The organism is Streptomyces sp. NPDC050504 (assembly GCF_044458065.1).
Classification (GTDB): domain Bacteria; phylum Actinomycetota; class Actinomycetes; order Streptomycetales; family Streptomycetaceae; genus Streptomyces.
This window is the reverse complement of sequence record NZ_JBITHO010000001.1, coordinates 998,423-1,011,021: the sequence shown is the minus strand read 5'-3', so window position 1 is coordinate 1,011,021 and position 12,599 is coordinate 998,423. Positions and strand designations below refer to the sequence as shown.

12 protein-coding genes are annotated in these 12,599 nt (G+C 73.2%); 8 read left to right on the top strand and 4 right to left on the bottom strand.

The annotated features are described in order from the left end of the window. The first annotated feature begins 13 nt into the window (after positions 1-13). From ACIBNE_RS04180 to ACIBNE_RS04160, 5 genes are all read left to right on the top strand, one after another. A complete protein-coding gene (locus ACIBNE_RS04180) occupies positions 14-1,225 on the top strand; it encodes a serine hydrolase domain-containing protein (protein ID WP_399269274.1) in 1,212 nt (403 codons plus the stop codon). Between the two features lie 131 nt (positions 1,226-1,356). Further along, a complete protein-coding gene (locus tag ACIBNE_RS04175; RefSeq protein ID WP_399269272.1) occupies positions 1,357-2,850 on the top strand; it encodes an alpha/beta fold hydrolase in 1,494 nt (497 codons plus the stop codon). Positions 2,851-2,966: 116 nt separating this feature from the next. Then, positions 2,967-3,578 carry a DM13 domain-containing protein gene (locus tag ACIBNE_RS04170; protein WP_399269270.1) on the top strand — a complete coding sequence of 204 codons (612 nt, stop codon included), beginning with the start codon at positions 2,967-2,969 and terminating at the stop codon, positions 3,576-3,578. Between the two features lie 3 nt (positions 3,579-3,581). After that, positions 3,582-4,343 (top strand): response regulator transcription factor, encoded by a 762-nt coding sequence (locus tag ACIBNE_RS04165; RefSeq protein WP_399269268.1) that lies wholly within the window; start codon positions 3,582-3,584, stop codon positions 4,341-4,343. Beyond that, positions 4,340-5,530 carry a sensor histidine kinase gene (locus ACIBNE_RS04160; protein ID WP_399269265.1) on the top strand — a complete coding sequence of 397 codons (1,191 nt, stop codon included), beginning with the start codon at positions 4,340-4,342 and terminating at the stop codon, positions 5,528-5,530. The genes ACIBNE_RS04165 and ACIBNE_RS04160 overlap by 4 nt, the downstream gene beginning before the upstream one ends. A 377-nt stretch (positions 5,531-5,907) precedes the next feature. Here the strand turns inward: ACIBNE_RS04160 and ACIBNE_RS04155 are convergent, their stop codons facing one another. Further along, positions 5,908-6,555 carry a TetR family transcriptional regulator gene (locus ACIBNE_RS04155; RefSeq protein WP_399269263.1) on the bottom strand — a complete coding sequence of 216 codons (648 nt, stop codon included), beginning with the start codon at positions 6,553-6,555 and terminating at the stop codon, positions 5,908-5,910. A gap of 147 nt (positions 6,556-6,702) precedes the next feature. Here ACIBNE_RS04155 and ACIBNE_RS04150 point away from each other — a divergent pair, with 147 nt between their 5' ends. Continuing rightward, positions 6,703-7,167, top strand: coding sequence for a MarR family transcriptional regulator (locus ACIBNE_RS04150; protein WP_399269261.1), 465 nt, complete (start codon positions 6,703-6,705; stop codon positions 7,165-7,167). A gap of 19 nt (positions 7,168-7,186) precedes the next feature. Here ACIBNE_RS04150 and ACIBNE_RS04145 read toward each other — a convergent pair whose 3' ends face one another. Further along, positions 7,187-7,627, bottom strand: coding sequence for an Lrp/AsnC family transcriptional regulator (locus ACIBNE_RS04145; protein ID WP_399269259.1), 441 nt, complete (start codon positions 7,625-7,627; stop codon positions 7,187-7,189). A gap of 124 nt (positions 7,628-7,751) precedes the next feature. Between ACIBNE_RS04145 and ACIBNE_RS04140 the strand changes: the two genes are divergently transcribed. Beyond that, positions 7,752-8,672 (top strand): SMP-30/gluconolactonase/LRE family protein, encoded by a 921-nt coding sequence (locus ACIBNE_RS04140; RefSeq protein ID WP_399269257.1) that lies wholly within the window; start codon positions 7,752-7,754, stop codon positions 8,670-8,672. 12 nt (positions 8,673-8,684) lie between these two features. On the opposite strand, the gene ACIBNE_RS04135 is transcribed toward ACIBNE_RS04140, so the two are convergent. Continuing rightward, complete coding sequence (locus tag ACIBNE_RS04135) at positions 8,685-9,767, bottom strand: NAD(P)/FAD-dependent oxidoreductase (RefSeq protein WP_399269255.1); 1,083 nt, start codon at positions 9,765-9,767, stop codon at positions 8,685-8,687. Positions 9,768-10,003: 236 nt separating this feature from the next. On the opposite strand from ACIBNE_RS04135, the gene ACIBNE_RS04130 reads away from it, so the two are divergent. Continuing rightward, entirely contained in the window at positions 10,004-10,951 is a 948-nt protein-coding gene (locus ACIBNE_RS04130) for an RNA polymerase sigma-70 factor (protein WP_399269253.1), read from the top strand. Positions 10,952-11,049: 98 nt separating this feature from the next. Here the strand turns inward: ACIBNE_RS04130 and ACIBNE_RS04125 are convergent, their stop codons facing one another. Further along, positions 11,050-12,552 carry an MFS transporter gene (locus ACIBNE_RS04125; protein WP_399269251.1) on the bottom strand — a complete coding sequence of 501 codons (1,503 nt, stop codon included), beginning with the start codon at positions 12,550-12,552 and terminating at the stop codon, positions 11,050-11,052. Positions 12,553-12,599 lie beyond the last annotated feature (47 nt).

Here is a 12,599-nt window from a genome sequence, read left to right as displayed (position 1 = left end):
ACGGAAGGCAGACATGTCCCGAGCTGTCGCACGGATACGTACGTCCCTGCTCACCACGGCCACGGCCGTGACCGCGGCCCTCGCGCTCGCGGCGCCCGCGGTCGCCGCACCCGCGCCCCTCGCCCCCACCCCCGCGGCGAGCGCATCCCCGGCGGGGAACCCGACCCGGTCCGCGATCGACGCCCTCGTGAACACGGGCGGCATGCCCGGCGTCGCCGCCCAGACGGTGGACACCTCGCAGGGGTACGCACGCGGCTGGTTCGGCTCGGCGGGCGTCGCCGACACCTCGACGGGCCGGGCCCGCACCCCGCAGGACCACCTGCGCGCGGGCAGCATCACCAAGACGTTCGTCACCGTCGTGCTCCTCCAGATGGAGGCCGAGGGCAAGCTCAGTCTCGACGACACCGTCGAGCGCTGGCTGCCGGGCGTCGTCCAGGGCAACGGCAACGACGGCAGCAAGATGACGGTCCGTCAACTGCTCAACCACACCAGCGGGATCAAGGACATGGTCTCCACGCCGGAGTGGCACGCGTACATGAACGGACCCGGCTTCCTCGACCACCGCTTCGAGACGCGCACCCCGCGGCAGATCGTCGACATGGCGCTGAAGTACCGGCCCGACTTCGCCCCGGGCACCGGCTGGAACTACTCCAACACCAACTTCGTGCTGGCCGGAATGATCATCCAGAAGGTCGACGGCAAGTCGTACGCCGCCGAGGCCGAGCGCCGCATCATCAAGCGCCTCGGGCTGACCCGGACGTCCTTCCCCGGCACCAACCCGAAGATGCCGCTGCCGCACGCCGTCGGCTACTCCAAGCTGTACGCGACGAACCCCGGCCCGGAGGTCTACGACGCGACCGAGTACAACCCGGCGTGGTCCGGCGCGACCGGCGAGATCATCAGCACCACGCGCGACCTCAACACCTTCTACAGCGCGCTGCTCAAGGGCCGGCTGCTCCCGGCCGCCCAGCAGAGCGAACTGCTGACCACCGTCAAGACGGGGACGTTCTTCGACTACGGCCTCGGCCTGATCGTGCGCCCGCTGAGCTGCGGCGTGAAGGTGTACGGCCACGACGGCATCGTGTGGGGCTCGCTGACGAGCACGGCGACCACCGCCGACGGCAAGCACACGCTGACGTTCCACATCAACGGCGACTGGTTGGAGGACCAGCACCTCGGGCTCTACCAGGACGTGTTCGAGGCGGAGTTCTGCGGCAAGAAGTGAGCCGCCGTACGACCGCGGCGTTCGGCCCGGGGGATGCTCCCCGGGCCGAACGCCCTCTCGGCCGGGCTTTGTTACCCGCTCATCACGTACGCATGGAAACGTCATCATGTGGGCGCGGAACAGTGCCGCGCATGAACACGAACACGCACGTGAAGACGGTGCCGAACACCGGGCGGCGGGCCCTGCCCGTACTCCTGGCCCTCGCCGCCGCCACGGCGCTGACCGCCCCCGCCGCCCTCGCCGCCCCGGGGACGGCCGCCGCCAAGGCCCCCCGCCCGTCCCTCGCCTGGGGCCCCTGCCCCAAGGGCGAACCGCCCCACCCCAGCCCGAAGGCGCAGTGCGCGACGGTCGAGGTGCCGGTGGACTGGTCGCGGCCCGACGGCCCGAAGACCGACATCTTCGTCGCCCGCCACCGGGCCACCGGTCCCGCGAAGCGCATCGGCGTCCTGATGTCCAACCCGGGCGGCCCCGGAGCGCCCGGGGCCGACGACGCGCTCCGGGCGGACGACCCGTACGACGGCTACTCCCCCGCGATGCTCCAGCGCTTCGACGTGATCGGCTTCGATCCACGCGGCATCGCCCGGAGCGCGGGAGCCGTCTGCGACGAGTCGCTCATCCCCGAGATCCCCCTGCGGCCGCGCGACGCGGCCGGATTCCAGCGGCTGCGCGCCCTCAACGGCAAGCTGGCCGAGAGCTGCCTGAAGGGGACGGGACCGCTCGCCGCCCACATGGACAGCGAAAGCGTGGCCCGTGACATGGACGCGATTCGCGCGGCCCTCGGCGAGGACCGGATCAGTTTCCTCGGACACTCCTACGGCACGGCACTGGGCCGTGCCTACGCGCGGCTGTTCCCCGCGCGTCTGCGCGCCCTGGCCCTGGACAGCGCGGTGGACCCGGGCCGGCCGGACGCCGAGCGCTTCCTCACGGACGGCAGCGTCGCGGCCGAGAAGGCCTTCCTGCGGGTCGCCGACTGGTGCGCGAAGAACGCCGACTGCGGATCGCGGGGCAAGCCCCTGGGGACCGTGGTCGACGAGCTCTTCGCCCGCGCCGACGCGGGCACGCTCCGCCGCCCCGGCCCGCAGGGGCCGACACGCGAGAAGGTCGACGCCGACCAGCTCTCCGACTTCCTCACCGAACGACTCGGCGAGTGGCAGCCCCGCGACGTGGCGCGCGAGATCCTCGCCCTGCACACCGGCAGGGGCGAGGCCCGCTGGGGCACCGGCGCCCACGAAATCGCCTGGCGCCTGGTGATGTGCCGGGACCACGACTTCCGGATCCGCGACCAGCGGCACTACCGGGCCGTCCTCGGGCGCGTGGCGAAGGCCGCGCCGCACGTCCGCCACAACTCGATGCACCTGGACATGATCATGGGCTGCCAGGGCTGGCCGATGCCCCCGAAGCCCGCACCGGCCCAGGCGCAGGGCGCCCTGCCACCCGTCCTCGTGGTGAACGCGGCCCTCGACCTGGCGACCCCGCTGCCCGGCGCCCGCCGCATGGCGCGCTCCTTCCCTGAGGCGACCCTGCTGACCCGGGACACGGTCGGCCACTGGCTGTACCGCGTCACACCGGCGGACAACGAGCCGCGGCGGGCGATCGACGCCTACCTGAGCAGCCGGAAGGACTGATTACCGGTGTCTTACGGGGGCACTGTCCGCGGTGCCCCGGCGGGGTGGTCGGCGGTTTGCTGGACACCTGGTGGCCGGCGGAACCCGGCCGGCCACCCCGTCCCCCGGAGGTCCAGATGTCTCGTTCGGCCCTGCTGTCCCGCCGTACCGTCGTCCCCGCCCTGCTCGTCCTGGCGCTCCTCGTCGGCACCGGCCTCTACCTCTTCCAGCCCTGGAAGGCGTTCACCGACACCACCGTGAACGAGTCGCTGCCGACCACCGCCCCCACCGCGCGGGACGGCGCGATGAACGGCGGCGCGATGAAGGACGGCGCCATGAAAGGCGATGCCATGAAGGACGCGTCCGGGACGAAGGACATGCCCGGCATGAAGGACTCCCGGCCGACGGACCTCGCCCGGGGCGGCTTCGTCTCCCACGAGCACGGCACGAGCGGCACCGCCCGCACGGTCCGCCTCGCGGACGGCTCGCGGCTGCTGCGCCTGGAGGACCTCAAGACCTCAGAGGGCCCCGACGTGCGCGTCTACCTCTCGACCCGGGACGCCGACGCCGTGGAGTCGGGGCTCGGGGACGGGGCGGTCGCGCTCGGCAAGCTGAAGGGCAACCTGGGCAACCAGAACTACGCCGTCCCGGCAGGCACTGACCTCTCCGCGTTCCACAGCGCCGTAATCTGGTGCAAGCGGTTCTCGGTCTCCTTCGGGGCCGCCGACCTCCTCCCCGCGAAGGCGTGACCGTTGCACCCCAGCCCCGCCCTCCCTCCCGCGTCCCGTCCGGCCCGCCGGATCCTCGTCGTCGAGGACGATCCGACCGTCGCCGAGGTCGTCACCGGCTACCTCGGCCGGGCCGGTTACGAGGTCGCGTACGCGGCCGACGGTCCCGCCGCCCTCGACCTGGCCGCCGGTCTGCGACCGCACCTGGTCGTCCTGGACCTCATGCTGCCGGGCATCGACGGCCTGGAGGTGTGCCGCAGGCTGCGGGCGGGCGGCGGGCCGCCCGTGCCGGTGGTGATGCTGACCGCGCGCGGCGAGGAGGCGGACCGCGTCCTCGGGCTCGAAGTGGGCGCCGACGACTACGTGACCAAGCCGTTCAGCCCGCGCGAACTGGTCCTGCGGGTCGGTGCCGTACTGCGCCGCGCCGAGGCCCCGCCGCCCGCGGCCGTCACCGCGGCCCTGCGGCTCGGCGACCTGCTGGTCGACCCGACCGCGCGGCGCGCGGAGCGCGGCGGACGCGAACTGGCGCTCACGGGCCGCGAGTTCGACCTGCTGCTGTTCTTCCTGCGCCATCCGGGCCGGGTGTTCTCCCGCGAGGACCTGCTGCGGCACGTGTGGGGCTGGGAGTTCGGCGACACCTCGACCGTCACCGTGCACGTGCGCAGGCTGCGCGAGAAGGTCGAGGACGATCCGGCGGCGCCGCGGCTCATCAGCACGGTGTGGAGCGCCGGATACCGCTTCGACCCGCCCGGGGACCCCGCGGCGGGCGAGGGGGCCGGAGCATGACCGACGTCCTGGTCATCGTCGCCCTCGCGGCCCTGGGCGCACTGCTCGCCGGGCTGGTCGCCGCCCCCGCCGTCGCCCTGCTGCGGCGGCGTTCGGTCGTCCTGTCGATGTTCGCGGTGGCCGCGCTCGCCGTCGTCGCCATGGCGGCCGGGACCGTCGCGGTGGCACTGGAGATGTTCCTGTCGGGACACGACTTCCGGGTGGTGCTGATCGTGGTCGCGGTGTCGGGCACGGTCTCGCTCGCCGCGGCGCTGCTGTTCGGGCGCCGGATCGCCGCCGGGAGCCGGGAGTTGGCCCTGGCGGCGCGCAACGTCGGCAGCGAGACCGGTTTCACCGCGCCCGCGGACCCGCCGACGGCGGAGCTGGCCGCGCTCGCCGCCGCCCTGGAGGAGACCGGCACGAGGCTCGGGGAGGCGCAGGAGCGCGAGCGGGCGCTGGACGCGTCGCGGCGGGAGCTGATCGCCTGGATCTCGCACGACCTGCGCACCCCGCTCGCCGGGCTGCGCGCGATGGCGGAGGCCCTGGAGGACGGCGTCGTCCAGGACCCGGGCCGCTACCACGCGCGCATGCGCACCGAGGTCGAGCGGCTGTCCGGCATGGTCGACGACCTCTTCGAACTCTCCCGCATCCAGGCGGGCTCGCTGGAGCTGGCCCTGACCCGGATATCGGTCTTCGACCTGGTGGACGACGCCCTCACCACCGCGGGACCGCTCGCGGACGCGCGCGGGGTGCGGCTGGTGGACGGCGGCGTCGCCCCCCTGCCGGTCCGCGTCGACGGCCAGGCCGTCACGCGCGCGCTCGGCAACCTCCTGGTCAACGCGGTGCGGGCGACGCCGGCCGACGGGACGGTCGCGGTGAGCGCGCGCTGCGAGGGCGCACTGGTGGTGCTCGCGGTCGAGGACTGCTGCGGCGGCATCCCCGAGGAGGACCTGCCGCGCGTGTTCGACACGGGCTGGCGCGGCGGCGAGGCCCGTACGCCGCCGGGCCGTGCGGGCCGGGAGACCGGCGCGGCCGCGGGAGCCGGGCAGCGGCGCCACGGCGACACGGGCGCCGGTCTCGGGCTCGCGATCGTCCGGGGCATCGTCGAGGCCCACGCGGGCCGCGCCTCGGTCCGCAACACCGAGGTGGGCTGCCGCTTCGAGATCACCCTCCCCGCGGCGGACCGGCCGTCCGAGCGGTCCGGGTGAACCCCCGCGGCCGGGGCGCCCGGCGTCAGCCGGCCGGGACCGTCACGGCCTGTTCCGCCGATACGTTGCCCGCCGCGTCGTACGTCCGGACCGATGCCGCCACCGGAGTGCCGCCGGGCACCGGGACGGTCGCGGATCCGGCCGCGTCGACGGGGACCGCCGTGCCGTGGTCCGTGGGCGTCGGGGCGTCGGGGCCCGCGTGCCGGCGGACCAGGGCGGTGACGGCCTCCGGGGTCTGCGGGCCGGTCCAGGTCAGCGTGACCCGTTGCCCGCCCGTTCGGCCGTGAGCCCGGTGGCATGGGTGCGGCCGTCCACCGGAAGATCACCACAGACCCTGACCAGGGCGGTCGAAGCGGCGGCGGACGCCGCGGGTGGCGCTACTCGCCGGCGGAGAGCTCCAGGCTCGCCGGGATCGCCGCGAAGGCGGCCTCGACGCGGCCAAGGAGGGTCCGCAAGGTCTCGCGCCCCTCGGAGTGGACCCAGGCGCGGGCCGCGATGCTCCATCCGGTGGTGGTGAGCTGCGCGAGCACCCTGGGCCTGAGGTCGTCGGCCGGCACGCCGAGCCTGGCGGTCAGCAGGTCGCCGATCCGCTGCTCGGCCCCGGTGCGGAAGTGCGCCGTGTACGCCATCAGCGCGGGCTCCTTCAGGAGCAGCCTGCGGGTGGCGGCGTACCGCTGCGCCCAATCCGCGCCCAGCTCGGTGACGACGCCGCGCAGGACGTCGTGCAGTTCGGAGAGTACGGGCCCGGTCAGCGCACGGGCCTCCAGCGCCGCCTCGCAGGCCGTCCACAGTTCGGCCTCGGCTTCGATCGCCGCCGCCTCCTTGGCCGGAAAGACCCGGAAGAAGGTGCTCTTGGACACCTCCACCGCGTCGACCACCTCGTCGACCGTGGTCGCGTCGAAGCCCTGCTCGGCGAAGAGGCGCAGGGCGGCGGCAGCCAGCTCCTGGCGGGTGCGCAGCTTCTTGCGCTCCCGGAGCGGCAGCGGGCGGGCAGCGGAGGAGGGCGATGAGCCGGTGGTCGACATGGCGACATCTTAGCCACGACGACCCCAAGGTCCTATCGAATCTAAAACCCAATTAACCCTTGGCAACTTTTGAGACTGAGTGCCATAATCTACTCAACCGCACGGCATCACGGAGCCCGTCGCGGACACCCACCCGAGGGAGCACCCATGTCCACCGCCGCACCCGCCGTCCCCCTCAACAGCCAGATCATCGGCCGGGCCCACTACGCCGCTCGGGCCCTGCTCGAACGGACCGTCGCCCACGAAGGGCTGGTCTTCGATCAGCAGATCGCGCTGAACGCCGTGGCGGCGGCCGGGGGCGCGGTCGAACACGACAGGATCGTCGAGCAGTTGACCGGCTCACTGAAGATCGACGCGACCAGAGCGCGGGCGCTCATCACCGAGTTGGTCGGACTGGGCATCGCCTCGATGCGCGAGGGCGGCGAATCCGACGCCGTACAGGTCGAGTTGACCGATGAGGGAAAGGCCGTCCGGGCGCGTACGGCAGAGGCGGTCGCCGACGTCGCCGCACGGATCTACGCGGGCATCGCGCCCGACGACCTGGTCACCGCCGGCCGCGTACTGACCCTGCTGACCGAGCACGCCAACGCCGAACTCGCCGCGGGGGCGTAGCGATCGGGGGAGACGGGCCTCACTCCCCCGTCGACACCGGCCGCTCGAAGAACGTCTCCAGCGACACCGTCGCCTGCGTGCCGCTGACGCCCTCGATCGCGTACAGCCGCCGCAGCACGTCCTGGAGCTGCTCGGTCGTCGCGGTCCTGACCTTCACCAGGACCGATGCGCTGCCCGCGATGACGTGGGCCTCCTGGAGCTCGGGGATCGCGGCGAAGCGCGCGCCCGAATCGCCCATCCAGGCGGTCGACTCGACCATGACGAAGGCCAGGACCCCGCCGCCGACCGCGGCGGGGTCCACGTCGACCGTCGTGCGGCGGATGACCCCCGCGTCGCGCAGCTTGCGCACCCTCTCGTGCGCCGCGCCCGCCGAGAGCCCGACGGCCTTGCCCAGCGCCGCGTACGCCTGCGCGGCGTCCTCCTGGAGGAGCTTCAACAGCTTCCGGTCCACCTCGTCCACGGGATGCCTCCACCAATCAACCTCATGCGATCACTTGCTTTCACCATACGACATCCTGCAATACTCACGTTCAACAGGATGCTGTTCGGAAGCAGACTGACGGATCCGTCGAAGGAGCACCCACATGGCCACCGGCCGCCCCGCGCTGTACGAGGTACTGGACGACAGGTTCCGTACGGAGAAGTGCGCCGTGGGAGATCTGCAACTGGAGACGCTGCACGTGGGCTCCCGCTGGGCGGAGGGCCCGCTCTACGTGCCCGCCTGGCGCCAGCTGATCTGGAGCGACATCCCCAACGACCGCATGCTGCGCTGGGACGAGGCGACCGGCGCCGTCAGCCTCTTCCGCTCGCCCGCCGGGCACTCCAACGGCAACACCCTGGACCACCAGGGCCGACTGATCAGTTGCGAGCAGGGCAACCGCCGGGTCACCCGCACCGAGCACGACGGCTCGATCACCGTGCTCGCCGACCGCTACCGGGGCAAGCGGCTCAACAGCCCCAACGACTCCACGGTGAAGTCGGACGGCTCGATCTGGTTCTCCGACCCGGACTTCGGGATCACCAGCGACTACGAGGGCGTGCGCGGCGAGAGCGAGATCGGCGCGAACAACGTGTACCGGATCGACCCCGGCAGCGGCGAGGTGCGGCTCGTCGCGGACGGCTTCGGCGCGCCCAACGGCCTCGTCTTCTCCCTGGACGAGAGCGAGCTGTACGTCTCCGACACCCGGGCCAACCAGATCCGCCGCTTCGAGGTGCGCCCGGACGGCACCCTCTGCGACGGCGAGGTGTTCGCCGAGGCGAAGGGCACCGACGGGCGCTTCGACAACATCCGCTTCGACGACCAGGGCCACCTCTGGGCCGCCGCCATGGACGACGGCGTGCACTGCTACGCCCCCGACGGCACCCTGCTCGGCCGGATCCTGGTGCCCAACACGGTCTCCAACATCCGCTTCGGAGGCCCTCGGCGCAACCGCCTCTTCATCACCGCGAACGACACCCTCTACTCGCTGGTGACGGGAGTGACGGCCGCGCCGAGGGCCCTGTGAGGTCGCGCCCCGTCACGAACCGAGGCCGGTTCCGGCACGCGCCCCGTACTTGGCGCCGCGCGAGCCGAGCTCCTTCACCCGCGCAGCGGTCCGGCCCGCGAGGTACCCGCCGCGCAGGGTGTCGTCGCGGTGGGTGAACTGCGCCACCGCCTCCTCCCGCCCGAGGGTGACGCCCCGCGCCACGTAGCGCATCGCGTACGGCTCGGGCGCACGCCCCTTCAGCAGCCGGGCCAGGTTGTTGACCGCGACGGCGCCCTGCGGCCCGGCCGACTGGCAGGCGAAACGGGTGCCGGGCACCGCGGCGCAGTCGCCCACGACGAAGATCCGGTCGTTGTCGACGCTGCGCAGGCAGTCGTCCACGACCGCGCGGCCCTGCGCGTCGACCGTGAGGCCGCTGCGCGCCGCGAGGTCGGGGACGCCCGACACGATGGCCCACAGGGTCAGGTCCGAGGAGAGCGCGGCGCCGGACGCCAGGCGCAGCACACCGCCGAACTCCCCTTCTCCCGGGTCCACTTCGACGACGCTCTCCTCCACGGTTTCGACGTTCAGCCGCGCCAGTCCGGCGAGCACCCGCCGCCGCGCCGCCCCGGAGAAGTCCGCGGCGACGGAGGACCCGACGAGCCGCACCCGGACGTCGGGCCGCGCGGCGGCGATCTCCGCCGCCGTCTCGATGCCCGTCGCGCCGCCGCCGATCACCGTGACGGCGCTGCCCCGGGCCAGCCCGGCCAGCGCGGCCCCGGCCCGCTCGGCGCCCTCCCACGTACCGACCGGGACCGTGCCAGGCAGGGGGCGCACCGTGCTGCCCACGGCGAGGAACAGGTAGTCGAAGTCCAGGCTCCCGCCGCCCTCCAGGGCGACGGAGTCCTCGCCGATCTTGTCGACCGCGCCGACGTGCAGCTCGACGCCCCCGCTCAGCATCGACGCGAGCGGCGCCACCGCGTCCGACGTCCCCGCGACCCGCTGGTGCAGGCGCACGCGCTCCACGAATTCGGGGCGCGGGTTGACCACCGTGACCCGGGCGCCCCTCACCTTCTTGGCGAGCCGGTTCGCCGCGAGCGTGCCCGCGTATCCGGCGCCCACCACTACGACCTTCATGTCGACCTCCTGCTGCGGTGTCAGTTGCGGTACCTGGTCGTACACAAGGCGCCGCAGCGCCCTCTGCTGTGACGGCCGGGCCGCGTGATCTGCGCCACAGGCGGCCGGTGGGCGTGCTTCCCGTGGCGTACCGGTGTCACAGAACGGCGGTGACCGGCGTCTGATGGGCGACGCACCGCGAGCGCGGGGAACGCGCGCGGGAACGCGCGCACGGAGCAGGAGAACAGGAGCCAGCCATGGCAGACCACCACGCCGCGGGGGCCGGCGGGGGCACGGGCACGCGTGCGGCCGGGGCCGGAGTACCCGACGCGGCGACCGCCGCGTTCCTCGCCCATCGCAACCTGCTCTTCACGGTCGCGTACGAGATGCTGGGCTCGGCGGCCGACGCGGAGGACGTCCTCCAGGAGACCTGGCTGCGCTGGGCCGCGGTCGACCTGGAGCCGGTGCGCGACCGGCGCGCGTATCTGATCAGGATCACCACGCGGCAGGCGCTCACCCGGATGCGCGTGCTCGGCAGGCGCAAGGAGTCGTACGTCGGCCCCTGGCTGCCCGAGCCGCTGCTCACCGTGCCGGACGTGGCCGAGGACGTCGTGCTCGCCGAGCACGTGTCGCTGGCGATGCTGCTGGTCCTCCAGACGCTGGCGCCGACCGAGCGCGCGGTGTTCGTCCTGCGCGAGGTGTTCGACCTCGGGTACGCGGAGATCGCGGACGCCGTCGACAAGAGCGCCGCCGCGGTCCGCCAGACAGCCCACCGGGCGCGGGCGCACGTCGCGGCGCGCCGCCCGCGCGGCGCCGTGTCCCCCGCCGAGACGCGCGCCGCGCTCGACGCCTTCCGGCGGGCCGTCGAGACGGGCGACCTCCAGGGCCTGCTGGACCTCCTCGCGCCGGACGTCGTCGCCCTGAGCGACGGGGGCGGGATCAAGCAGGCGCTGCCGCACCCCGTCGTGGGCGCGGCAAAGGTGGCCCGCGCCCTGACCGCGGGCCTGCCCGTGTTCCGCGCCATGTCGCCGACGCTGGAACCGGCGCACGTCAACGGCCTCCCCGCGCTGGTCATGCGGATCGGCGGCGAGATCGAGCTGGTGGTGGCGGTGGGGACGGACGAGGGCCGGATCACCGGCATCTACACCGTGCGCAACCCCGAGAAGCTGGCGCGTCTCGCGGAGGTGACGCCGGTCGGGTGGTGAGCGTTCCGCACGGGCAGGTCCTGAAAGCTCCGTACGGCCGCGGGGCCCGCCGGACCGGGAGACCGGTGCGGCGGGCCCCGCGGCCGCGTGCGGCAGGACTACCGCACAAGCTCCGCGGCCGTCTCCCGCCGGGGCTCGTCCTGCGACCCGGCGAGCTTGGTCAGGGCTGCTTCCCCGGGGCGCGCCGCCCTGAGGCCCAGCAGCGCGACGAGCACGACCAGCGCGAACGCGCCGCCCGCGATGGCGAAGCTCAGGGTGAACTGGCTCTCCTGGGGCAGTGCGGGCATGCCCTTCGGCAGGGCGATCGTCTTCGACGCGAGCAGCGAGGTGATCACGGCGCTGGCGATCGCGCTGCCGACCGAGCGGGAGATCGAGTTGATGCCGTTGGCGATGCCGGTCTGGTGCGCCGGGACACCGGCGACGATGAGGGCGGGCATCGAGGCGTAGCCGAAGCTGATCGCCAGACCGATGACCATACCGGCGCCGATCACCGAAGCGGTGGTGTCGTGCGCGGCGGTCAGCCAGGCGAAGCCGAGGACGCCGAAGCAGGCGCCCGCCGCCAGCGTGACGCGCGCGCCGACGCGGCGGACGAGCACGCCGCCCAGTTGCGCGCCGACGAGCGAGACGAGCGTGGTGGGCAGCAGGTAGACCACCGCCGCGTCCAGGACCGAGGCGCCGAAGCCGTAACCGGCGAGCGGCTCCGGCATCTGCACGAGGTAGGAGACGCCGATGAACTGCGCGAACATCGCGAAGCCCAGCAGCAGCCCGGCCACGTTGGTGAAGAGCACCGGGCGGTGCACGAACATCTCCATGTCCACCATCGGCTCGCGGACCCGGCGCTCGGTGGCCACCCACAGGGCCGCCATGACGACGGCGCCCGCGAAGGCCCCGAGCGTGCGCCCGGAGGTCCAGCCCCACTCGTGGCCCTGCGAGATGGGCAGGAGCAGCAGGACCAGGAGCAGCGCGAGGGTGAGCGCGCCGAGCCAGTCGGTGCGTCCGCCGGTCTTCGACCGGGACGCGGGCACCAGGAACACCACGCCGGCCAGGGCGACGACGGCGAGGACGACGGCGAGCCAGAACACCCGGTGGTAGTCGGGGTCCGAGCCCTGGGTGAGGAGTCCCGCGCCGACCAGCGCGAGTCCGCTGCCGAACGCGAGCGTGCCGCTGACCAGGGCCATGGCGCCGGGCAGCTTCGCGGGCTCGATCTCCTCGCGCAGCACGGAGAGCGCCAGCGGGAAGATCGCGGTGGCCGCTCCCTGCATCACGCGGCCGACGATGAGCCAGGTCAGCGAGGTCGTGGTGGCGGCGAGCACGGAGCCCGCGATCATCACGAGGAGCACGCCGACGAGGGTGGACTTCTTGCCGTGCTGGTCGCCGAAGCGGCCGAGCAGCGGGGTGAAGACCGCGGCGGACAGCAGCGTGGCCGTGGTCACCCAGCTGACGTTGGCGGTGGTGGCGTCCAGGTCCGCCTGGATGATGCTCAGGACCGGGACGACCAGGGTCTGCATCATCGAGACGACCATGGCGGCCAGGCCCAGGGCGAGGACGACCGAGGTCCGCCCGGGGGTTCCCGCGGACGCCCCGCGATGTGCTTGTGACACGGTAGTTCTCTCTCAATTACTTGACAACCTAGATGCTTGAGGATCTC

Coding starts and splice junctions, on each gene's coding strand:
- ACIBNE_RS04150 (WP_399269261.1), top strand. CDS start 6,703: ATGTCCACCGCCGCACCCGCCGTCCCCCTCAACAGCCAGATCATCGGC.
- ACIBNE_RS04130 (WP_399269253.1), top strand. CDS start 10,004: ATGGCAGACCACCACGCCGCGGGGGCCGGCGGGGGCACGGGCACGCGT.
- ACIBNE_RS04175 (WP_399269272.1), top strand. CDS start 1,357: ATGAACACGAACACGCACGTGAAGACGGTGCCGAACACCGGGCGGCGG.
- ACIBNE_RS04160 (WP_399269265.1), top strand. CDS start 4,340: ATGACCGACGTCCTGGTCATCGTCGCCCTCGCGGCCCTGGGCGCACTG.
- ACIBNE_RS04180 (WP_399269274.1), top strand. CDS start 14: ATGTCCCGAGCTGTCGCACGGATACGTACGTCCCTGCTCACCACGGCC.
- ACIBNE_RS04135 (WP_399269255.1), bottom strand. CDS start 9,767: ATGAAGGTCGTAGTGGTGGGCGCCGGATACGCGGGCACGCTCGCGGCG.
- ACIBNE_RS04170 (WP_399269270.1), top strand. CDS start 2,967: ATGTCTCGTTCGGCCCTGCTGTCCCGCCGTACCGTCGTCCCCGCCCTG.
- ACIBNE_RS04155 (WP_399269263.1), bottom strand. CDS start 6,555: ATGTCGACCACCGGCTCATCGCCCTCCTCCGCTGCCCGCCCGCTGCCG.
- ACIBNE_RS04140 (WP_399269257.1), top strand. CDS start 7,752: ATGGCCACCGGCCGCCCCGCGCTGTACGAGGTACTGGACGACAGGTTC.